The following is a 20,407-nucleotide window of genomic DNA, read 5'->3' as shown; positions in this document are numbered from 1 at the left end:
TCCTTTTTCAGGTTTCTACTGTACAAAGCTTTTCAGCTTTTCCACGTCGAGCAGTTCGAAGCTGTCCCCGCGAAAGGCGAGGATTCCCTCGTCGCGCATCCGGCCAAGTTCGCGGGACATGGACGGGCGGGAAACATTGAGAAAATCCGCGAGCTCATTGCGGTTGTACGGCAGAGTGAACCGCTGTTTTCCCGACTTGCGGTACTGCTCGAAAAGATAAGTGCAGAGCTTTCCGCGCATACTTTTGATCGTAAGAAAGTCGATTTTGCGGTTCAGATAAAGCGCCCTGTCCGCCACAAGATGAATCAGATTTTCCGTCAGCAGGGTGTGCCAGCGGCAGGTTCTGCTGCACGGCATTAAAATTTTAGACGGCCGGATAAACATCACCGTGCTTTTTTCCAGCGCGAAAATCGTCGCGGGGGAACGCTGAAGGTCGGACAGAGCCGCCACTTCCCCGAAAATTCCCCCGGGCCGGATTTTATTTAAAACGATCCGTTCGCCGAGCGGCGTTTCCTTCGTCACCGCGACCGTGCCGTCAAGCACGATTCCGACTTCCTGCATCGGTCCCGAGGCCTGAGCGATCAGGCCGCCCTTTGCGTAATCCGCTCCGCGGGGAGAAAGGCAGTTCAGCATCTGTGCGATCTCGGCCGGGGTGATCCCCTTGAACAGCACGCATTTTTCGAGAACGCCGATGAATGTCTCAAAAATAAAACCACTTCCCCTTGAGGTGTTTTCCCTTACTGTAAACCCGTATAGCCGCAGTCCTTACAACATTTCCAGTTGATTCTGCAACAAGATTGCGTTCCTTCCCCGCCTTTGGCGGGGAAGGAACGTGTTTTGTCTCGCAAACTGAAATGGAGTTGCTGTTGGGCATATTGGAAATACTTAAAATGATTATAGCTTGATTTCATCAAAAAAACAACCTGAGCGCTCCGCTTTTGGACGATCGGATCATTGAAAAGCGGCCCGATATGAAATATAATAAATCCATAAAAGACGGAGGTGTTTTTATGAAAGCGAAATTTCTGCACAACAACCTGAATGTGTTTGATTTAGACAAGAGTATCGCGTTTTACAAAAAGGCGCTCGGGCTGACGGAAATCAGGCGCAAAACCGCCTCGGACGGCTCCTTTATCCTTGCGTTTTTAGGGGACGGACAGACCGGGCATCAGCTTGAGCTGACCTGGCTGTGCGACCGCAAGGAACCGTACAACCTGGGCGACAACGAAATCCACATCGCGTTCAGTGTGCCCGACAAGGCGGAAGCCTATGCCCTGCACAAGGAAATGGGATGCATCTGCTACGAAAATCACGACATGGACCTGTATTTCATCTCTGACCCCGACGGATACTGGCTGGAAATTCTGGCGGAAAACAGGAACTGAACTGAAAGGCCGCCGCTAATGGTTTACGGAAAAACGCGCCCTGACCCGGATCAAAACCCCGGTCAGGGCGCGTTTCTTATCTTTTGAATGATTTATGTAAGCATTGAAGACAGGCAGGAAAATGCTTCTTTTGAAAATCAAACTTCTTTCTGGACGCCGCGGCAATGACCGCGCCCGCGCTGATATTTCTCATTCCGCAGCCGAACGTCATAGATACGACAAGCTCCCGTTTCAGTTTCAGCACCGCCGCAAAGACCCAACCCAGCGCGTACCCCAGCACGGCAAGCAGCAGAATGGACCCGGCCACCGCAAAGAGGCGCGGCGTCATATTACGGATAAAGGGCGCCACCTTGGACGAATTGGCGCAGACCACCAGCATCAGCGCGATTTTCCCGAACGGCGCGAGCTTGGGCGACAGGGTCTGTTTGACCGTGCCCCCGGTAAGCTGATTCAGCGTCATCCCAACAAGCGCGGGGATGCCCACCATCAGCAAAAGCTCCTTCATCATGCCAACAGTGTCGACCTGCACATTCGATCCAACGAGAAGATGCAAACTGAACGGCACGCTGAACGGAGCCAGAAGCGTATCGATCAGCAGAAGGGAAAGCGTGAACGGAGCGCTGCCGCAATAGATGGAAACCCACATGGTGCTGACCACGGCGCTCGGCACAACGAATTCCAAAACCATCCCGGTAATGATATACGGGCTTTGGGGAAAAAGCAGATTCCCCGCGCCGAGCGCGAGAAGCGGCAGGACCGCGTGTAAAATCAAAACGGACAGAAACAGCGGCAGGGGGTGCTGCACCACCCGCCTGATGTCGGAAAACCTTGACCCCAAGCTACCGCAAAAAGTCATAAACGCAAAAATATAAGGCACCAGAAATAAAATCCGGCTGAACTGGGGCGCGAAAAGCACGCCCATAAAAAGGCAGAACGGCGTAACCAGCGCCATCCATTTCTCAACAAACGCATTAAAGCTCCTCATAAACCGCACAAGAGCCCCTCCAATACCGTATTCGCCGTTATCTGCCGAATTCCGCGAGGTTCAGGCCCTGATTATGCTCCTGTGCCCAGCGGATGCTCCATTCATTCGCGAAAATCAGAAGACGGTTTCCCTTCAGGTCCTGGATCCGCTTGGTGTCGGACGTCAGGTTCAGCGTCTTGGGGTCAAGCTCTTCGTTTTCGATCCAACGGATATACTGATACGGCAGCCCCTCCATGCGGATGTCGACGTTATATTCGTTTTTCAGACGGTATTCCAGAACGTCGAACTGAAGGGTGCCCACCACGCCGACGATCACCTCTTCCATACCGCCGCCCAGCTCCTGAAAAATCTGGATGGCGCCCTCCTGCGCGATCTGTGAGATTCCCTTGACGAACTGTTTTCTTTTCATGGTGTCCACCTGCTGCACGCGGTTGAAATGCTCCGGCGCGAAGGTCGGGATCCCGCCAAACAGGAATTTTTGCGGCGGGGTGCAGATGGTGTCGCCGATGGAAAAGATGCCGGGGTCAAACACGCCGATAATATCGCCCGCGTAGGCCTCGTCGATCACCTCGCGGTCCTGCGCCATCAGCTGCTGGGGCTGCGAAAGCTTCATCTTTTTTTCGCCCTGCACATGCATGACTTCCATGTTCTTCTCAAACCTGCCCGAACAGATGCGCATGAACGCGATTCTGTCGCGGTGCGCCTTGTTCATATTGGCCTGGATCTTAAAGACAAAGGCGGAAAACTCGTTGGTCAGGGGGTCGATCAGGCCGGTGTCCGCCTCCCTGGGAAGCGGCGGGGTGGTCATGTTCAGAAATTCCTCAAGAAACGGCTCCACGCCGAAATTGGTGAGCGCCGAACCGAAGAAGACCGGAGAAAGCTTTCCGTTCCGGACGGCTTCCAGATCAAATTCGTAGCCCGCGCCGTCGAGCAGCTCGATATCATCCACCAAAGTCCTGCGGTGGTCCTCGCCGATCAGCGCTTTTAGCTTTTCATCGTTGAGTTCGACTTCCGTTGCCTCCACTTCCCGCTGACCGTTGTTGGCGGTAAAGGCGATGATCTCTTTTTTATTTCTGTCATAGACACCCTTGAATTCTTTTCCCGAGCCGATCGGCCAGTTCATGGGAAAGGTCTGGATGCCCAGTTCCTTTTCAATCTCTTCCAGAAGGTCGAACGGACTTCTGGCTTCCCTGTCCATTTTATTGATAAAGGTGAAAATAGGGATATGCCTCAGTGTGCAGACCTTAAAAAGCTTGCGGGTCTGCTTTTCAACACCCTTGGAAGCGTCGATGACCATGACGGCGGAATCCGCCGCCATCAGCGTACGGTAGGTGTCCTCTGAAAAATCCTGATGCCCAGGGGTATCCAGAATATTGATACAGTAGCCGCTGTAATTGAACTGCATAACGGAAGAAGTAACCGAGATTCCCCTCTGTTTTTCGATCTCCATCCAGTCGGAAACCGCGTGCTTTGCGGTTTTTTTCCCTTTGACCGAACCCGCCAGCGTGATGGCTCCGCCGTAAAGCAAAAGCTTTTCCGTCAAGGTCGTCTTTCCCGCATCCGGGTGGGAAATAATAGCGAACGTCCTTCTTCTCTTAATCTCATTTACATAACTTGACAAATTACTTCCTCCAACCAACTACAGCATTTTCAGTTGATTCTACAACAAGTTTGCGTTTCTCCCCCGCCTTCGGCGGGGGAGAAACGTGTTTTGTCTGGCAAACTGAAATGGAATTGCTGTAAAAATACACTTGTTCATTGTAAAGCATTTACTGAAAATAATCAAATATAATTTTGCCGTTCTTTTGGGCGAGAATAAAAAAGCAAAAGGGAATTTATCCCAAAAAGCAGGGGGCAAAGCCGGGGTTTTTAAAACGCAATCCCAGAAACACTCAGGAAAACTGCCACTTTTTGCTTTCACCGGCTTGTTCTGTTATTCTTTTGGGGGATTTTGACGCATTTTAGGGGATGGAGTTTTTTGGTGTATTTACTTGACATAATTAGTAATAAAAAATATAATTGAAATTGTATCGTTCCTGCTGTATTGTGCAGTGTTGCTACTTCAAAATCGAGAAGAAAATGCATGCCTTTTGCGAATTTCAGTGGGTAAAAACATGGTGGAACAACGAAAACAATTGGAGGAAAATTATGAAAAGAAAGCTCGTCTCTCTCGTATTGGCGCTTGCAATGATTGCATCGCTCTGCACAACTGCCGCTTATGCGACGGACACCAGCACCGTTACTTCCGCAGCCATGACTCTTGACAGCACCAAGCTGGCTTTAAGAGTCGGCGAAAGCGCTTCCCTGACGGCTTCCGTTATGGGATGCATCATGAGCGACGCCGTTCTGACATCAAGCGACCCCGGTGTGGCGACCGTCGTAGGCAATACGGTAACGGGCGCCGGTCTGGGAAAGGCGGTCATTACGGCGACAACAAGCGACGGACAGACCGCGACCTGCAACGTACACGTGGTCCTGAAAGGAATTGATGTTTCCGCCTGGCAGGGCGGCATTAACTGGAGCAGTGTAAAAAGCAGCGGCGTTGATTTCGCCATCATCCGCACCGGCTACGGCAGCGAGCAGTGGGATAAGCAGACCGACGCTTATTTTAACGCCAACTACGACGGAGCGACCGCGAACGGGATCAAAGTCGGCGTCTATCACTTCAGCTACGCAACGACCGTGGCGGCGGCGGCTGAGGAAGCGAGAATGTGCCTCAGCATCTTAAATGGCCGCAAGCTCGATTACCCCGTATTTTACGATATTGAAGACAGCACTCAGCGTGTTCTTTCGCGGGAGCTTCTTTCCAGTATCGCCCAGACCTTCTGCTCCGCGATCGAAAGCGCGGGCTACAAGGCCGGTATTTACAGTTCTCCCAGCATCTTTAACTCCAACCTCTCCAGTTCCGTTCTGGACCCCTACGACAAATGGGTGGCGCACTGGGGCGTAGACGTTGCCCGGTACAGCAATCCGTATACCGTATGGCAGTACGGTTCCGCGACTGTTCCCGGGATCAGCGGTGCGGTCGACCAGGACTACTCCTATGTGGATTACTCCTCTTCCAGCCAGCCCACCAATCCGGTGCAGGATCCTTCCCAGACGCCCTCTACAACCACTTTCAGATCAGATACCACAGCGCCGTATTCTTTCGGCACCAACAGCTCTTATATCTATAAAATAACCACCACCTCATCCGTCATGCCGAAGGCGGTTTCATCCAACCCTTCGGCGGTTTCCGTGGCGTTTTACCAGAAAACAACGGGCGGTTATCTTTATCGGATCACAAATGTGAACCAGGGTTCCGCTACCATTACCACCACCCTGGGGGACCTTTCCACCTCCTTCACCGCCAACGGCAGGGCATCCGGAGTGATTTCCGACACGACCTATCCGTTCACGATCAAGCGGGGCGCGACTTATCAGTTCAAATTTACCCCCAGCGGCACCAGCGCCGCTCCGGTATTCACTACGGGGAACGGAAGCGTGCTCAAACCAGTCCTTCAGCAGAAGGTCGGTTCGAGCTACTATTATAAAATCAGCGGCCTGAGCGCCGGATGCACCGGCGTTTATTCCACCCTGCCCGGCCAGCAGCCGGTCCGCCAGTGCGTCGTGACCGTGGCGTAATATTAGGAAAACGAGGCGGCGGAGAATTCTCCGCCGCCTGAGAGTATCGAAAAATTTGTCAGGCGTCGAGAAATCGCGCAAGACAAGGCGGCAAGCGCCGACAATGAGGGAGCATACTCTCTGTATGTGACCGAAATTTGCAAGCGTGGCTAACGCAGTAAGCAAAATTGTTTTACAATTTTGCGGTTGCGCGACTTTATCGATGACCTGAGGCGGCGGAGAATTCTCCGCCGCCTTTTTATCGCCTGGTTTTCTCATGGAAAAACAGGATGGACGGACCGTCGGCCGTTCACCGCCGGGCAAGAAACCGTCTGATTTCAATTTCCGCGCTTTCCGCCGAATCCGAGCCGTGAATCAGGTTCTGCCGGGTGCTGAACGCATAATCGCCGCGGATGGTTCCGGCAGCCGCGTCCTCAAAGCGGGTGGCGCCGATGATCTTGCGCGTTCCCTCAACAGCGTTTTCCCCCTCCACAATCATGGCGAGCACCGGGCCGGATACCATGTATTTGACGATGTCGGGGAAAAAAGACTGGTCCGCAAGATGGGAATAGTGCTCCCGCAAAACAGCCTCGTCCAGCTGCAGCATTCTGGCGTCCGCAATTATGTATCCCTTGTCCTCAATTCTTGCAATAATTCTGCCCGCCAGCCGCCGTTTCAACGCGTCCGGCTTCAAAAGAATACAGGTTCTTTCCATTGTTTCATCCTCCTGTCGGCATTGATGATTCCATCGATCTTTTATTCAGTATATCATAATTTTAGGAAGTTTTCATGGAAACGGATCTATCTTTTTCTTGCTTTTCCCGCCTATCCCGCCTATTAAGAATTTTTAATAAATAAATTTTTAACTGCTATAACGTAAAAATCGACTGAATGATTTGACGCGCCGGGCGAACACTAATCCGGGAGGTGATAACGGTGGAGCTTCCGCTGGGTTTTGGCATGGCGCTCGCCCAAAACGTGCAGGCAATGGAGTATTTTTCGGCTCTTCCTCAACAGAGGCAGGAGAACATTGTCCAGCAGACGCACGCGATCCAGTCCAAGCAGGAAATGCACGATTATGTGCAGAGCCTGATAAACAAATATTAACAGTCATATCTCTGCTGAGCGCGGAGAAGATATTAGCGGCGGGGCATTTATCATCTTTATAAAAACGTGCCTTGTGCATGGATATATACCCTGTTAGGGCGAGGCCCAAACCTCGCCCGGTCTACATATTGGATTCCCGCTACATGGGCGGGGCTTTCTCTTTGGTGTGCTTTGCTTTTCCCTGAAGCTCCGGAACGGACTGAACATCATTTTTCGGGATATGCGTCTTATGGTTGCTTTCCGTTCCGTGCGGTTCCTTCGGATCCGGGCGTCTCATCCCTGCTTTTGCCAAGATTCTTCCCCCTTAAACGTCGTTGTTTTTGATGGACTGTTTTTTGGCGTTTTTATTTTGATTCTGATTTTCCCGGGTAATCGGCGTCTGTCCGTTCGCCTTTTTCACCCGGCTTTCTTTGTTGTCCGGCTGGCTGTCCTTCGGCAATGCATCCACCTCCCTTTACCGTTATTATGTGCACAGGGAAATACCTTATGCAATTTTCGGAAAGAGGGCGCTATTTTACATATTCGTACCCCGCATCCTTGCCGGTCAGGTCAAAAAGGAGCGTATTGTCCTCATACAGGCGGAACCGTACGCCGGAGGACATATTTTCACGGATGATCCGGGACATTTCGCCCGACTGCGGCGCAAACAGCTTGTGGGCGGGCTGGGAGAGAATGTCCGCTTCCAGCAGATATTTTCCCTGCTTCAGAAGAAATCCCTGCTCCGCACAGCGGAGCATTCTGACGCCGCGGTAGGTGGCAAAGCGGTATTCTTTGCCCTGAAAGCAGACAACGGCAATGCATCCCTGAAAATGAAACAGTCCAAACGGAATTTTGGCAATGGAAACCATTATGCTGCAGGAAGGATCGGGAAAACGGTTGCACTGCACCCAGAGATAGCTGGAGGGAAACGAAGTCCCCCAATCCTTTTCAATGTATCCGTCACCCCCGCCAAAATCGATTTTTTTGCCATTCAGGATCATGGAACCCGTCAGGGAATGCTTCATGCTGATGACGCCGTGATTGCACTCCATAAAGGGGACAAAGCGAAACGGACCCATAATGTCCGACGCAATCGGTGTAAGCGGACCGTAGCGGATATCCCCCGTGCAGCGGATGCCCGGGCCGGCCAGATCGATATGAACGCCCTTTTCGGTAAAAATATTTCTGCCGACGCGTACGGAAAACCTTTTCCGGCAGACGCGGAACGCGGAATACGGATAAGCCAGCTGAAAAGAGCCTTCCCGGGTAATCACCTGAAGGAAGGCCCTTTTTTCTCCCCGCGGGCTGAAGCTGACTCCCGGGATGAAAGCGACGGCGCCGTCCGCGTTTTGGTGCTTGAAGTACCAGCCCTCAAAGAAGGAACGGGTTTTGTGAAGGGAGTGGTAATCAGTCATGCTTGATCCCTCTTAACGCGGGACCGCCGATCAGCTCTCCCTGTGCGGTGAATCTTGACCCATGGCAGGGGCAGTCCCACGTTTCCTCCTCCGGATTCCAGTGCAGACGGCAGCCCAGGTGCGTGCATTTCCGTGTCGGCGCGGAAAACAGACCGGCCGTCAGCTCCACGGCGGAGGTTCCGAAGTCGGCCAGCATATTTTTGGCGGACGCCGCCGCGTGAAAGCGCTGGGGAGAAAAGACTTCCGCTTCCCCGTTCCTTCGCCCGCAGATCATATCCGTAAGGATCATGGCGGAGGCCATGGAGGTCGTCATTCCCCATTTTTGAAAGCCCGTCGCCACATACAGGTTCGGGGTGGACGAAGCGTAGCGGCCGATATAAGGAAGGTTGTCCCACGTCACGCAGTCCTGCGCGGACCAGTGGCAGACCTCCTCGCTTTGCGGGAAAAACTGTTTGGCTGCGCTGCGGAGCTTTTCATAGCAGCCCGTCCCCGGATGCTTGCCCGTGCGGTGCCCGGCTCCGCCCAGAAGGACATACTCCCCACAGGTACGGAACGAATAGCCGTCCGGGTCCGCGTCGATATACATTCCCGCGAGGCGGCCTGCATTTTTCAGCGCGATGACATAGGAGCGCTCCTGATGCATCCGCGCAAAATACCAGCCGGGGACATTGACGATCGGGAAATGCGTGGCAATGACGATCTGGTCCGCCGTCACCCTTCCCCGGTTGGTAATAATGGAATCGCCGCGGACGATCAGCACCCGGGTGTTTTCATAAACCGTAAGGTCTGCCGAGATGGATTTCAGAAATTTCAGGGGATGGAACTGAGCCTGACCGTTAAATTTCACCGCCGCCAGAACCGGAAACGGCAGGTCGGTTTCCGTTGTAAACTCCGCGTCGATGCCCAGTTTTTCCGCCGCCTGCGCCTCGGACATCAGTTCCTCTTCCCTGTCGAGGGAATAGATAAAGGCGGGTTTTGTTTCAAATTCGCAGTCAATGCCATTCTCTGTAATGATCTTCTCAAACTTGCCGATTGCCTTTTGGTTGGCAACGGCATATTGCCTTGCGGATTCTTCCCCGAAGTCCCGGATCATACTGTCATAGATCAGATCATGCTGTGAGGTGATCTTTGCCGTTGTGTTTTTGGTCACGCCGCCTGCGGTCTGCTCCGCTTCCAGCACAGCGACGTTCCGTCCCTCCTTCTGCAGAAGGTACGCGGTCAGAAGTCCGGCCATGCCCGCCCCAATCACCGCGGTATCGACCACGATGTCGTTTTTCAGCGAGTCCCTTTTCGGAAAGCTGCAGCTTTCACTCCATATTGATTTCATTTCAGATCCCTCCGCCATTAAGGTTTACTAAAAGAAAAACAATATGCAAAAAGCCGCCTGATTTCCGGCGGCTTTTTTGACAGGGCGGACTCCCTCCCGCTCCCGTTATCCTTCGTTCAGCGCAAGAGGCAGACGGACGACAAAGGTGCTGCCCTTTCCGACTTCGCTTTCCACGCCGACCTCTCCGCCGTAAAGCGCGGCAAGGTGCTTGACGATGGACAGTCCCAGACCGGTTCCCCCGATTTCCCGCGAGCGACTGGCGTCCACGCGGTAGAAGCGCTCGAACAGCCGGTCAAAATGCTCCGGCGCGATGCCGATTCCGGTATCCTTCACCCGGATGATCGCCATCTGACGCTGGCGGCGCGCCGTCACGGAGACGCTGCCGCCGGACCTGTTGTATTTGATTCCGTTTTCGATCAGATTGCCGAACATCTGCTGAAGCCGGGTCGGGGAACAGGCTACAAACAGCGTGCTGTCGGCGTCCAGCGTAAGCCTGATCTGGCTTTTTTCCGCCAAAGGTCCGAGCCGCTCGATGCACTGCTCCAGCTCGTTCCGGACACTGCACCGGCGCACGGAAGGGTCTTCCTTCGCATTCTCAATCTGCGACAGCGCCAGCATATCGTCGATCAGCCGGTGCAGCCGTTCGGCTTCTATATCCAGTACGTCGTAGAAATAGCGCCGGGTCTCCTCGTCCCTGTCCGCGCTTTTTAAAAGCTCGATACTGCCGCGGATGGAAGTCAGCGGTGTTTTCAGCTCATGGGTGACATTGGCCACAAACTCGCTTCGCATCTGCTCCAGCTTGTGCATCCGCGTGACGTCGGTGATGACGGCGAGGGCGGACTGCTCCTGCCGCCCCGCTATGGGAGAAACATAAACGGTAAACTGCTTTTCATTGGGCCCGCCCAGCACCGTCTCTTTTCCAGCCGCGGAGTTTTCAATGGCACGCTTCATCATATTTGCTATTTTTCCGATCAGCAGGCTGCCCTCCAGCTTTCCTTTTTCGGCAAGGCTCTGCTTTTCCAGAAGGCGGCGGGCACTCTGGTTCAGAAACAGGATTTCATTTTCGGCGTTGACCGCGAGCACTCCATCGTCCATGCCCTGAAGCACGCCCTCCAGCTGATTCTGTTTGCTGACCAGCTGGGAAACAGCTGTTTCGGTGCTCTGTGCCATCATGTTGAAAGAACGGGCAAGCTCCCCTACTTCATCCTTGTAACTCCCCGTCACACGGCTCGAATAATCGCCGCCGGAGATTTCCCTTGCCGCGTCGGTCAGCTGCTTGAGCGGCTCCGTCGTGCGGTAAACAAGAACGCCGGTCACAACGCAGACAATGGCGATACCCAGAAGCATGCTGAGAGCGGCAACCATCCACAGCCGGTACAGGACCCTGTCGAGGTCCGCGGTGGGAAGCGCGGCGCGGATAAAGAAGCGGTCCTTGATATAGACGGCCTCGTAATAATAACGCTGGTTCAGGCTTGCGCTGATGCGCGTATCGTATCCCCGGCCGTTTTTCCGTGCCTGGATGATCTCGGGCCGGCTGCTGTGGTCCTGATTGATCTCTTCCCTGGCGCTGTCGCCGGTCACTTTGCCGTCCAGGCCGATGATGCTGATACGCATTTCCTGGCCGGTTTTTTCCAGTTCGACACCGACATTGGTCGCGGCGGCCTCGGGGTCGCGCTCGATCTCTTCGAGCTGGGTGGAAAGGATGCTCAGCGCAGTGTCGAGCCGCCGGGTGAATTCGGTCTGATACTGCCGCTGGATCTGAAGCGCAGCAAGCAAAAAAGCCGCGATAAATCCGACCACGATAATGACCGCATTGCTGAGCATCAATTTCCTTTTCATAGCCGCCTCCGATTAATTCTGTCCGCTGAATTTATATCCCACCCCGCGCACCGTCTGAATATAGGCCGGATCGTCGGGATTATTCTCTATTTTCTGGCGCAGGTAGCGCACGTGAACATCCACCGTTCTGGTATCGCCGTAGTACTCAATTCCCCACACCTTATCCAGAAGGGTGTCGCGGGTAAGCACCTTGCCGCTGTTTTTCATCAGCATGACAAGCAGGTCGAATTCCTTCACGGTCAGCTCGATCGCGGCATCTCCTTTGGTCACGCTGTGCCGGGTGATATCCACGGTCAGGTCGCCGCTTGTCAGCACCTGATCCGCCGCGTTATCCTGCCGCGCCGCCCTGCGCAGAACGGCGCGCACGCGGGCACAGAGCTCCTTGATGCTGAACGGTTTCACAATATAATCATCCGCGCCGATTTCCAGCCCCAGCACACGGTCGATTTCTTCACCCCTCGCCGTAAGCATCAGCACCGGCACGGTGCGCGTGCTCTCGTTTTCCCGCAGCATGCGGCAGACGGCAAGGCCGTCCGGCTGCGGCATCATCCAGTCCAGGATGATTGCGTCCGGCACCCGCTGCCGGACAGCGTTCATCAGCTGGGTCCCGTCCGGAAACTCCGCGGTTTCAAACCCGCTGTCCTTCAGCCCGAAAGAAACCAGCTTACGGATATTCAGCTCGTCGTCCGCAATATAAATCAGAGCCATGTGGTCCTCCTTTAGCTTTCTTTGGTATTCAGGTCGGGATGCATCCCGGTCTCCATATAAATAACCCATTCGGCAATATTGGTGGCGTGGTCGCCCATGCGCTCAATATATTTTGAAATGAAGAGAAGGTCGACCTCGCGCATTACGTTCTGCGGATTCTGGGTGATGATGCCGCAGACTTCCAGTATGATTTTCGAGAACATGCCGTCGACGATATCGTCGCTTTCACAGACCGCCTGAGCCGCTTCCACGTCGTGGCTGAGGAAAACGTCCATTGCGCGGCGGAACATGTCGTGCGCCGCCTCCAGCATCTGCACCACGTGCGTGATGGCCAGACTGTTGGTGTTCAGCTCCCCGATGGTGAGAATGTCGCAGATGTCCGCGCACTGGTCAGCCTCGCGTTCAATATCCGTCAGGATTTTCAGGCAGGCCGCGATCACCCGCAGGTCCGTGGCGATCGGCTGCTGCATTGCAATCAGGTTCATGCACATTTTCTCGATATTGTGCTCGAGCCGGTCAATTTCATTGTCGCCGTTCGCGACCTCCGCGGCCTTTTCCAGGTCCATGGTGCGCAGGGCGGCAATCGTGTCCTCTATGCGCTGATTGACCGTGTTGCCCATGTCTGTCATCTGTGTGATCAGACTGGCAAGCTCCCGGTCAAAGATTTTTCTCGGCATGATATTTCCTCCTTTATTATACAATTTCCTTTCTGAAATAGCTATAGGCAACTGACTCTTCCGACCGCAAAATCAGCCGAAACGTCCCGTAATATAGCGTTCCGTGCGCTCATCCTTCGGATTGTTGAACATGGAAAGCGTATCGGTGTATTCCACAATTTCCCCCAAAAGAAAAAATGCAGTCCTGTCCGCGATACGCGCGGCCTGCTGCATATTGTGCGTCACAATAATCACGGTATACCTGGCGCGCAGGTCGTCCATCAAATCCTCGATTTTCAGTGTGGAAATCGGGTCAAGGGCGCTGGTCGGCTCATCCATCAGAATAATGTCCGGCTCCACAGCCAGCGCACGCGCAATGCACAGACGCTGCTGCTGCCCGCCCGAAAGGCCGAGCGCGGATTTTCTGAGCCGGTCCTTGACTTCCTCCCAGAGCGCCGCGCTTTTGAGCGACTGCTCTACAATTTCATCGAGCTTCTGTTTATTTTTAATCCCGTGAACACGCGGGCCGTAGGCGATGTTATCGTACAGCGTCATAGGGAACGGGTTCGGCTTCTGGAACACCATGCCGGCGCGCTTGCGCAGCAGGGTGACGTCGGTGCGGGGATCGTAGATGTCCTCGCCGTCGATCGTTACCTTTCCCGTAATTTTACAGTTTTCGATCAGGTCGTTCATCCGGTTGATCGTTTTCAGGCAGGTGGATTTTCCGCAGCCGGAGGGACCGATAAAAGCCGTTACTTTATTGTGGGGGACTTCCATATTGACGCTTTTCAGCGCATGGAAATCTCCGTAAAACAAATTTAAATCCTGAATTGATATCTTTGTTTCCATATTCCTATTCTCTTATCCTTTCCTGAGAGTCCTGGAGAGCAGCGCCGCAAGCCGGTTGAGTAAAAAGACCAGAATCAGCAGCACGGACGCCGTGGCAAATGCGATGTGCATGGCGTCGGGCGAGTTGGCCTCCCGCGCGGTCTGGTAAAGGTGCAGGGTCAGCGTGCGCCCGCTCGCAAAGATCTGCTGAACAAATCCCTTCGGCATATTATAGGACAATCCCGAGGTGAACAGAAGGGCCGCGCTTTCGCCCACGATTCTTCCCATGGCGAGAATCACGGCGGTCAGCACGCCGGGCATGGCGCAGGGCAGCACAATCCCCATCACGACGCGCAGCTTTCCGGCGCCGAGGGCCAGAGCGCCCTCCTTATAGCTGCCCGGGACGGACAGGAGCGACTCCTCCGTCGTGCGGATGATCGTCGGCAGAATGCACAGGGTCATGGTAAGGCATCCGGCCAGAAGCGATGTCTGCAGGCGGAACAGGATACAGAAGACCGTATAGCCGAACAAGCCGAAGATAATGGACGGAATCCCCGAGAGAATCTCCGTGGTAAAGCGGATCGCTTTGACCAGCCTGCCCTGCTTTGCGTACTGCGTCAGATAGATTGCCGAGGAAATGCCGATGGGGGCGGAAATCAGCAGAGTGATGACCACAATATACATGGTGTTGATAATCATGGGCAGAATGCCCTTTAAGTCGTCATTCGTTTCCGAATAGGCTGTGGAAATAAATTTCCACGAAATGTAGGAGACGCCGTTGACCAGGATGTAGAAAATAATCCCCAGAAGCACGATCACCGTGACCGCCGCCGCGGTATTGATCAGCACCTTCAGGAAGGTATCGAAGGGGCGCTTCCGTTTCCCGTAAAGAGAGCTACTCGGCATCCATCTGCACTCCCTTCCTTGAAATATAAGTAAAGGTGATATTGACGATCATGATAAACACAAACAGCACCAGCCCGATGGCAAAAAGCGCCTGACGGTGCAGACCGGAGGCATAGCTCATCTCCATGGCGATACCGGTCGTCAGGAAACGCACCGTTCCCAGAAGAGACGGCATATTAGCGACGTTTCCCGCCACCATAATGACCGCCATCGTCTCACCGATCGCGCGGCCGACGCCCAGAATGACGCCCGCAAGGATTCCGGACCGGGCAGCCGGGATGCTGACCTTGAAAATCGTGGCGGTGGGTGTTGCACCCAGCGCGAGGGACGCCTCCCGGTAAGCCTCAGGCACCGCTTTTAACGAGGTCTCCGTTACGCTGACGATAGTGGGAAGCACCATGATGGCAAGGATCAGGATCGACGCCAGCAGGCTGTCGCCGATGGTGTTGTTCCGGAACGGCGGAAAATCGCGGATGGCCGGAACAATGACCAGCATCCCGAAAAAGCCGTAGATGACGGACGGAATTCCGGCGAGCAGTTCTATCGCCGGGTGGACCAGACGGGCAAGCTGCGGTTTCGCCGTTTCCGCAAGGAAAACAGCCGTCAGAATCCCGACGGGAACCCCCAGCAGAATGGCTCCCACCGTCCCCGCAATGGAGGAAAGGATCAGCGGCAGGATGCCGAAGATGTTCGCCTCCGCGTTCCACTCCCTGCCGAACAGGAACTGCCCCAGGCCGATCTGCAGAACGGCGGGAGAGCCCGCGGCGAAAATGTACACGGTAATGAGGACGACCGAGCCGACGGACACACAGGAAAAGACCAGAAAAATGGATTCCGCAAGCTTTTCCGTCCCCTGCGTCCAGAGGGACAGAACCGCGCACACGATTCCGCCGACCAGCACATAAATGGACGGCCAGAGGTAGGCAATCGAAATTTTGCTGATATTCAGCTGCGTGACCGCCGTCTGGATGCTGGAGGTGGTAATCAGGACAATCAGGGGAGTAACCGCGGACAGCACGAACGCCGTCCCGGCCATCACCGGTTTTTTGAACAGGAGCAGAAGGATTCCAGCGGCCGGAAGAAGCACCCCGGCAATCACCGAAATTCTGGTAAGAAGCGGAATCGTGACAAGGCCGCTGAGTTCCGCCCCCTGTACGCGCATCCCTCTCACCGTCGCCAGCTGGAAAGCGCTGACAATATATGTTGTATTTTTAAAAACAAACTGAATGTACGGAAGAAAAAACGCAAGGACGGAAATAAGGCCTAACAAAATTGCCAGGCCTTTTTTCACACTATTCTTTTTTTTGTTTTTCAGCGCGTTCTCCGCGCTGTCCATTGCTATGCTCATTTTGCCAGTACCAGTCCAGCTTTCTTGATAACATCCTGTCCTTCGTCCGATTTGATGAATTCAAACCATGCTTTTACAAGATCGCTGTCGGTGCCTTTTTTATAGATTTCAATGAAGGGTCTCTGCGCTTTGTAGCTTCCGTTTACAATATTTTCTTCATTCGCTTTGATGCTGTCGACATCGACCGCTTTGACGGTATCGTTTACCGAGTCGAGGGAAACGTAGCCGATTGCACCCTTATCGCTGCCTACTTTGGTAACTACTTCACCGGTGGAGGAAAGCTCCGCGGCGTATTTGCACTTTTTCTCTACCTTGAAGATGCTTTCAAAGCCGTCGCGCGTACCGCTTGCCGCTTCACGGCCGAGCACCGTGATCTTGGCATCGTCGCCGCCGACATCTTTCCAGTTCGTAATTTCGCCCGTGTAGATTTTGGCAATCTGATCGGATGTAAGGCCGCTGACCTTGTTGTCCTTATTTACCGCGATCGCGATACCGTCGATGGCGATCTGTACGATTTCATAATCTTCCGGTTTCTCTTCGTCCTTCATTTTTCTGGAAAGGTCGCCGATCAGGGCCGTACCCGCGCTGACCGCCTTTGCCGCGTCGCCGGAACCAGTTCCGCTTTTTTCAACCGTTACGCCGGGGTATTTTGCCTGGAAAGCTTCGCCCAGAGCCTGGCAGACCTTAGCCATGGAAGTGGAACCGTTGAGTGTCAGCTTGCCGCTCAACTGCTCTGTGGCAGACGACCCGCTCTCGGATACCGCTGTATTGGATGTATCTGCGGCGGAAGCAGCGGAAGAAGTTCCTTCAACTTCCGAACTACACCCCACAAATACAGACCCCAGAATCGCAGCTGTTAAAACAGCAGATATGATTTTCTTCATTTTGGACAGTCCTCCTACAAAATTATGTTTTTCGGTTCTTTAACACATTGCCATTTTACGAATCCAATGTTAAATCCCTGTTAAGCTTAGTTTAGATTGAATTTAAATAAATATGCCGCCTGGAATCGGCTTTGAAATTCATTTTACAAAATATATTTTCTTCTCCTTTTCTTTACTTATATTATTAGTCCTTGTTTGTAAAATCAAAGGTCCTGTGTATTCGACTGAAATCGCGTCTGACCGCGTCAAAAATGCCCGGCATACAGGCAGACTGAGCCTGCATGCACGTCTAAGTCAGAAGCGTTTTTTTAGCCGTCAGGAATGATTTTGATCAATTTACCATAACCCGCCGAACATATTTTGTGAAATTAAAGATTGACGAACCGGAAAAAATATTGTAAAATTAATAAATCAATTTAAAGCGATAAAGTATTTATAACTTTAAAGCAATAAAATCAGAAATAGGCGAGAGGATGGGTATTTCATGAAAAAGACACTCGCATTGCTGTTGGCCGGGGTGATTGCGCTTTCCGCGGCGGCCTGTACTTCCAGTACTTCCGCTTCTTCTGCCGCAGGCCCGGCGGCCGGTTCGCAGGCGGCTTCCGGAGCGGCTGAAAAGAAACTGAAAATCGGCATTGTGCAGCTTGTGGAGCATCCCGCGCTGGACGCGGCGTATAAGGGCTTTGTCGACGGGCTTGCAAAAGAAGGCTATGTCGACGGGAAGAACATTACGCTGGACTACCAGAATGCGCAGGGCGAGCAGCCGAACTGCCAGACCATAGCGAGCAAGCTGGTCAACGACAAATCCGACCTGATCCTTGCGATCGCGACCCCGGCCGCTCAGGCAGTTGCGAACACGACGAAGGACATTCCGATTCTGGTAACAGCGGTGACCGACCCCGCGGACGCGAAGCTCGTCGCTTCCAATGAGAAGCCGGGCGGAAACGTGACGGGTACCTCCGACCTGACCCCGGTGGCCGAGCAGATGAAGCTGTTGAAACAGCTGCTGCCGAACGCGAAGAAGGTTGCGATGCTCTACTGCTCCAGTGAAACCAATTCCAAATTCCAGGTGGACATCGCGAAGAAGAGCGCGGCCGAACTCGGGCTGGAATCAGTGGACGCGACGGTTTCCAATTCCAACGAGATTCAGCAGGTGGTCCAGTCGCTGGTCAGTAAGGTCGACGCGATCTACGCTCCGACGGACAATATGATCGCCGCCGGCATGGCGACGGTTTCCATGGTTGCGCAGCCCGCGAAGCTGCCGATCATCGTGGGCGAATCCGGCATGGTGGACAACGGCGGACTTGCTACATACGGCATCAATTACTACGACCTCGGGCTGCTTACCGCGAAACAGGCGGTAAAGATTCTGAAGGACGACGCAAAACCGGCGGATATGCCGATTGAGTATTCCACCAACTGCGACCTGACCATCAACAAAGAGGTCGCCGAAAAAATCGGCGTGACCATCCCGCAGGAACTGCTGGATAAGGCGGGTGCCGCAAGCACTGCCAGCAAATAAACACCAAAAACAGAACAGCACGGCGATAGGGGGAAATCCCCTATCGCTCATGTTGCGTTAAGGAGAATTTACAATGGGTCTATTACAGGCAATGCAGGGCGCGGCGGCGCAGGGTGTTTTATGGAGCATTATGACGCTGGGCGTTTACATCACCTTCAAGGTACTGGATTTTGCCGATCTGACGGTCGATGGCAGCTTTGCCACCGGCGGCGCGGTCACGGCGATTTTAATTTCTCACGGAATGAATCCTTTCCTCTCGCTTTTATTCGCTTTGGCCTCCGGTATGGCCTGCGGCTTTATCACCGGCTTTTTACACACCAAACTGGAGATTCCGGGGATTCTGGCGGGGATTCTGACCATGATCGCCCTCTACTCCATCAATATCCGCATCATGGGGCAGGCGAACATTCCCCTTCTCGGCATCTCCACCATCATCACCACGGTTTCCGGGCTGTATCCGGTGCTCAGCGTGAACATGATCTCGCTCATGATCGGCCTGATTTTCACCGCCGCGGTAATCCTGTTCCTGTACTGGTTCTTCGGTACCGAAATCGGATGCTCGGTCCGCGCAACCGGCAACAACGAATACATGGTCCGCGCGCTGGGCGTCAATACCGATAAGACAAAAATCCTGGGGCTGGTACTGAGCAACGGCCTTGTCGCGCTGTCCGGCGCGATGGTGGCGCAGAGCCAGGGGTACGCGGACGTCGGCATGGGCACCGGCACCATCATGATCGGCCTTGCGTCCGTCATCATTGGCGAGGTCCTGATGGGCAACCGCTTCTCATTCGCCTACAAACTGATTTCGGCAGTCGTCGGCTCCGTGATCTATCGCGTGATTATCGCCCTTGTGCTGTGGTTCGGCCTGAAATCCACGGACCTGAAGCTTCTCACAGCGATCATGGTTGCGGTGGCTCTGGCCATTCCGGTTGTGAAACGGAAGTTCCCCGCCTTCTTTAATAATCTGGTGGAAAAATGGCAGAGTTTCTTCAGCCGCTTCAGAAAAGGCAAAAAAGCATCTGCCGCAAACGGAGGGGAAACAAGATGATTCAACTGACAAATGTAAGCAAAACCTTCAATGCCAACACCATCAACGAGAAAAAAGCGCTGATCGATTTGAATCTGACCATTGAGACCGGCGATTTCATTACGGTCATCGGCGGAAACGGCGCCGGAAAATCCACGCTGCTGAACCTGATCGCGGGCGTTTTCCCCTGTGACGGCGGGCAGATTTTACTGGACGACATCGATCTGACCAAGCAGCCCGAATACCGCCGGGCAAAGCTTCTGGGCCGCGTGTTTCAGGACCCGATGATGGGCACCGCCGCGGACATGGGCATTGAGGAAAATCTGGCCATGGCGTATCGCAGAGGCAAAAAACGCGGTTTGGGCTGGGGAATCAAAAAAGGCGAACGGGCCGTCTATAAAGAAAAACTGGAAACGCTGGAGCTCGGGCTGGAAACCAGGCTTTCCAGCAAGGTGGGGCTGCTGTCTGGCGGCCAGCGTCAGGCGCTGACCCTGCTGATGGCTACGCTTCAAAAGCCGAAGCTTCTGCTTTTGGATGAGCACACCGCGGCGCTGGACCCCAAAACCGCGCGCAAGGTGCTGGAGCTGACCGACGAAATGGTCAGCCGGGACAGCCTGACCACGCTGATGGTCACACACAATATGAAGGATGCCATCCGGCTGGGCAACCGCCTGATTATGATGCATGAAGGCAGAATTATTTTCGATATCAAGGGCCAGGAAAAGAAAAACCTGCAGGTAAAAGACCTGCTTGAAAAGTTTGAGACCGTGAGCGGAGACACCATGGACAACGACAGAATGCTTCTGTCATAACCCCAGTTAAGAGCCCGCCGCGTTTTAGGCTTTTTTGGCTCCCTCTTTGAGGGAGCTGGCAGGCAACGCCTGACTG

Annotated in this window: 21 protein-coding genes; 6 read left to right on the top strand and 15 right to left on the bottom strand. The window is 53.8% G+C overall.

Annotated elements, in window-relative coordinates:
• Nucleotides 1–15 precede the first annotated feature (15 nt).
• Entirely contained in the window at nt 16–672 is a 657-nt protein-coding gene (locus ACRQV7_RS05325; RefSeq protein WP_275716830.1) for a Crp/Fnr family transcriptional regulator, read from the bottom strand.
• A gap of 338 nt (nt 673–1,010) precedes the next feature.
• Here ACRQV7_RS05325 and ACRQV7_RS05320 point away from each other — a divergent pair, with 338 nt between their 5' ends.
• A complete protein-coding gene (locus tag ACRQV7_RS05320; RefSeq protein ID WP_444659724.1) occupies nt 1,011–1,385 on the top strand; it encodes a VOC family protein in 375 nt (124 codons plus the stop codon).
• Nucleotides 1,386–1,461: 76 nt separating this feature from the next.
• Here ACRQV7_RS05320 and ACRQV7_RS05315 read toward each other — a convergent pair whose 3' ends face one another.
• Complete coding sequence (locus ACRQV7_RS05315; RefSeq protein ID WP_444660227.1) at nt 1,462–2,370, bottom strand: bile acid:sodium symporter family protein; 909 nt, start codon at nt 2,368–2,370, stop codon at nt 1,462–1,464.
• Nucleotides 2,371–2,407: 37 nt separating this feature from the next.
• Nucleotides 2,408–3,991 (bottom strand): peptide chain release factor 3, encoded by a 1,584-nt coding sequence (locus ACRQV7_RS05310; RefSeq protein ID WP_444659723.1) that lies wholly within the window; start codon nt 3,989–3,991, stop codon nt 2,408–2,410.
• Nucleotides 3,992–4,518: 527 nt separating this feature from the next.
• Between ACRQV7_RS05310 and ACRQV7_RS05305 the strand changes: the two genes are divergently transcribed.
• On the top strand, nt 4,519–5,994 hold the full coding sequence (locus tag ACRQV7_RS05305; RefSeq protein WP_275716836.1) for a GH25 family lysozyme: 1,476 nt from the start codon (nt 4,519–4,521) through the stop codon (nt 5,992–5,994).
• Between the two features lie 289 nt (nt 5,995–6,283).
• Here ACRQV7_RS05305 and ndk read toward each other — a convergent pair whose 3' ends face one another.
• Nucleotides 6,284–6,688: a nucleoside-diphosphate kinase gene (gene ndk / locus ACRQV7_RS05300; protein ID WP_444659722.1), complete on the bottom strand. Its 405-nt coding sequence runs from the start codon at nt 6,686–6,688 to the stop codon at nt 6,284–6,286.
• 221 nt (nt 6,689–6,909) lie between these two features.
• Between ndk and ACRQV7_RS05295 the strand changes: the two genes are divergently transcribed.
• The gene (locus ACRQV7_RS05295; protein ID WP_275716840.1) at nt 6,910–7,080 is read left to right on the top strand and encodes a hypothetical protein; all 171 of its coding nucleotides are present in this window, start codon (nt 6,910–6,912) and stop codon (nt 7,078–7,080) included.
• A gap of 139 nt (nt 7,081–7,219) precedes the next feature.
• Here the strand turns inward: ACRQV7_RS05295 and ACRQV7_RS05290 are convergent, their stop codons facing one another.
• The 11 genes from ACRQV7_RS05290 to ACRQV7_RS05240 form a co-directional block, all read right to left on the bottom strand.
• A complete protein-coding gene (locus ACRQV7_RS05290) occupies nt 7,220–7,372 on the bottom strand; it encodes a hypothetical protein (RefSeq protein ID WP_444659721.1) in 153 nt (50 codons plus the stop codon).
• Nucleotides 7,373–7,384: 12 nt separating this feature from the next.
• Nucleotides 7,385–7,519 (bottom strand): hypothetical protein, encoded by a 135-nt coding sequence (locus ACRQV7_RS05285; protein ID WP_275716845.1) that lies wholly within the window; start codon nt 7,517–7,519, stop codon nt 7,385–7,387.
• A 70-nt stretch (nt 7,520–7,589) separates the two neighbouring features.
• Nucleotides 7,590–8,474, bottom strand: a complete 885-nt coding sequence (locus ACRQV7_RS05280) for a tocopherol cyclase family protein (RefSeq protein WP_444659720.1) — start codon at nt 8,472–8,474, stop codon at nt 7,590–7,592.
• Nucleotides 8,467–9,801 carry an FAD-dependent oxidoreductase gene (locus ACRQV7_RS05275; protein WP_444659719.1) on the bottom strand — a complete coding sequence of 445 codons (1,335 nt, stop codon included), beginning with the start codon at nt 9,799–9,801 and terminating at the stop codon, nt 8,467–8,469. The genes ACRQV7_RS05280 and ACRQV7_RS05275 overlap by 8 nt, the downstream gene beginning before the upstream one ends.
• 105 nt (nt 9,802–9,906) lie before the next feature.
• The gene (locus tag ACRQV7_RS05270) at nt 9,907–11,640 is read right to left on the bottom strand and encodes a HAMP domain-containing sensor histidine kinase (RefSeq protein ID WP_275716851.1); all 1,734 of its coding nucleotides are present in this window, start codon (nt 11,638–11,640) and stop codon (nt 9,907–9,909) included.
• A 12-nt stretch (nt 11,641–11,652) separates the two neighbouring features.
• Complete coding sequence (locus ACRQV7_RS05265; protein WP_444659718.1) at nt 11,653–12,348, bottom strand: winged helix-turn-helix domain-containing protein; 696 nt, start codon at nt 12,346–12,348, stop codon at nt 11,653–11,655.
• Nucleotides 12,349–12,359: 11 nt separating this feature from the next.
• Nucleotides 12,360–13,025: a phosphate signaling complex protein PhoU gene (gene phoU, locus ACRQV7_RS05260; RefSeq protein ID WP_275716855.1), complete on the bottom strand. Its 666-nt coding sequence runs from the start codon at nt 13,023–13,025 to the stop codon at nt 12,360–12,362.
• A gap of 72 nt (nt 13,026–13,097) precedes the next feature.
• Entirely contained in the window at nt 13,098–13,853 is a 756-nt protein-coding gene (pstB, locus tag ACRQV7_RS05255; protein WP_275716857.1) for a phosphate ABC transporter ATP-binding protein PstB, read from the bottom strand.
• A 12-nt stretch (nt 13,854–13,865) separates the two neighbouring features.
• Entirely contained in the window at nt 13,866–14,738 is an 873-nt protein-coding gene (pstA, locus tag ACRQV7_RS05250; RefSeq protein ID WP_275716859.1) for a phosphate ABC transporter permease PstA, read from the bottom strand.
• Nucleotides 14,728–16,086 (bottom strand): phosphate ABC transporter permease subunit PstC, encoded by a 1,359-nt coding sequence (gene pstC / locus ACRQV7_RS05245; RefSeq protein WP_275716861.1) that lies wholly within the window; start codon nt 16,084–16,086, stop codon nt 14,728–14,730. The genes pstA and pstC overlap by 11 nt, the downstream gene beginning before the upstream one ends.
• Nucleotides 16,083–16,970 carry a phosphate ABC transporter substrate-binding protein gene (locus tag ACRQV7_RS05240; protein WP_275716863.1) on the bottom strand — a complete coding sequence of 296 codons (888 nt, stop codon included), beginning with the start codon at nt 16,968–16,970 and terminating at the stop codon, nt 16,083–16,085. The genes pstC and ACRQV7_RS05240 overlap by 4 nt, the downstream gene beginning before the upstream one ends.
• Nucleotides 16,971–17,454: 484 nt before the next feature.
• Here ACRQV7_RS05240 and ACRQV7_RS05235 point away from each other — a divergent pair, with 484 nt between their 5' ends.
• The 3 genes from ACRQV7_RS05235 (at nt 17,455) to ACRQV7_RS05225 (ending at nt 20,331) form a co-directional block, all read left to right on the top strand.
• Complete coding sequence (locus ACRQV7_RS05235) at nt 17,455–18,492, top strand: ABC transporter substrate binding protein (protein WP_444659717.1); 1,038 nt, start codon at nt 17,455–17,457, stop codon at nt 18,490–18,492.
• A gap of 73 nt (nt 18,493–18,565) precedes the next feature.
• On the top strand, nt 18,566–19,540 hold the full coding sequence (locus ACRQV7_RS05230) for an ABC transporter permease (protein WP_444659716.1): 975 nt from the start codon (nt 18,566–18,568) through the stop codon (nt 19,538–19,540).
• Nucleotides 19,537–20,331: an ABC transporter ATP-binding protein gene (locus tag ACRQV7_RS05225; protein WP_275716869.1), complete on the top strand. Its 795-nt coding sequence runs from the start codon at nt 19,537–19,539 to the stop codon at nt 20,329–20,331. The genes ACRQV7_RS05230 and ACRQV7_RS05225 overlap by 4 nt, the downstream gene beginning before the upstream one ends.
• Nucleotides 20,332–20,407: the final 76 nt, after the last annotated feature.

The sequence above is a fragment of the Caproiciproducens lactatisolvens genome (assembly GCF_052443335.1).
Taxonomy (GTDB): domain Bacteria; phylum Bacillota; class Clostridia; order Oscillospirales; family Acutalibacteraceae; genus Caproiciproducens.
Note: the sequence above shows the minus strand (reverse complement) of the source record. Positions and strands in the feature narration are given on the sequence as shown.

Coding starts and splice junctions, on each gene's coding strand:
- ACRQV7_RS05320 (WP_444659724.1), top strand. CDS start 1,011: ATGAAAGCGAAATTTCTGCACAACAACCTGAATGTGTTTGATTTAGAC.
- ACRQV7_RS05315 (WP_444660227.1), bottom strand. CDS start 2,370: ATGAGGAGCTTTAATGCGTTTGTTGAGAAATGGATGGCGCTGGTTACG.
- ACRQV7_RS05305 (WP_275716836.1), top strand. CDS start 4,519: ATGAAAAGAAAGCTCGTCTCTCTCGTATTGGCGCTTGCAATGATTGCA.
- ndk (WP_444659722.1), bottom strand. CDS start 6,688: ATGGAAAGAACCTGTATTCTTTTGAAGCCGGACGCGTTGAAACGGCGG.
- ACRQV7_RS05280 (WP_444659720.1), bottom strand. CDS start 8,474: ATGACTGATTACCACTCCCTTCACAAAACCCGTTCCTTCTTTGAGGGC.
- ACRQV7_RS05275 (WP_444659719.1), bottom strand. CDS start 9,801: ATGAAATCAATATGGAGTGAAAGCTGCAGCTTTCCGAAAAGGGACTCG.
- ACRQV7_RS05270 (WP_275716851.1), bottom strand. CDS start 11,640: ATGAAAAGGAAATTGATGCTCAGCAATGCGGTCATTATCGTGGTCGGA.
- ACRQV7_RS05265 (WP_444659718.1), bottom strand. CDS start 12,348: ATGGCTCTGATTTATATTGCGGACGACGAGCTGAATATCCGTAAGCTG.
- phoU (WP_275716855.1), bottom strand. CDS start 13,025: ATGCCGAGAAAAATCTTTGACCGGGAGCTTGCCAGTCTGATCACACAG.
- pstB (WP_275716857.1), bottom strand. CDS start 13,853: ATGGAAACAAAGATATCAATTCAGGATTTAAATTTGTTTTACGGAGAT.
- pstA (WP_275716859.1), bottom strand. CDS start 14,738: ATGCCGAGTAGCTCTCTTTACGGGAAACGGAAGCGCCCCTTCGATACC.
- pstC (WP_275716861.1), bottom strand. CDS start 16,086: ATGAGCATAGCAATGGACAGCGCGGAGAACGCGCTGAAAAACAAAAAA.
- ACRQV7_RS05240 (WP_275716863.1), bottom strand. CDS start 16,970: ATGAAGAAAATCATATCTGCTGTTTTAACAGCTGCGATTCTGGGGTCT.
- ACRQV7_RS05235 (WP_444659717.1), top strand. CDS start 17,455: ATGAAAAAGACACTCGCATTGCTGTTGGCCGGGGTGATTGCGCTTTCC.
- ACRQV7_RS05230 (WP_444659716.1), top strand. CDS start 18,566: ATGGGTCTATTACAGGCAATGCAGGGCGCGGCGGCGCAGGGTGTTTTA.
- ACRQV7_RS05225 (WP_275716869.1), top strand. CDS start 19,537: ATGATTCAACTGACAAATGTAAGCAAAACCTTCAATGCCAACACCATC.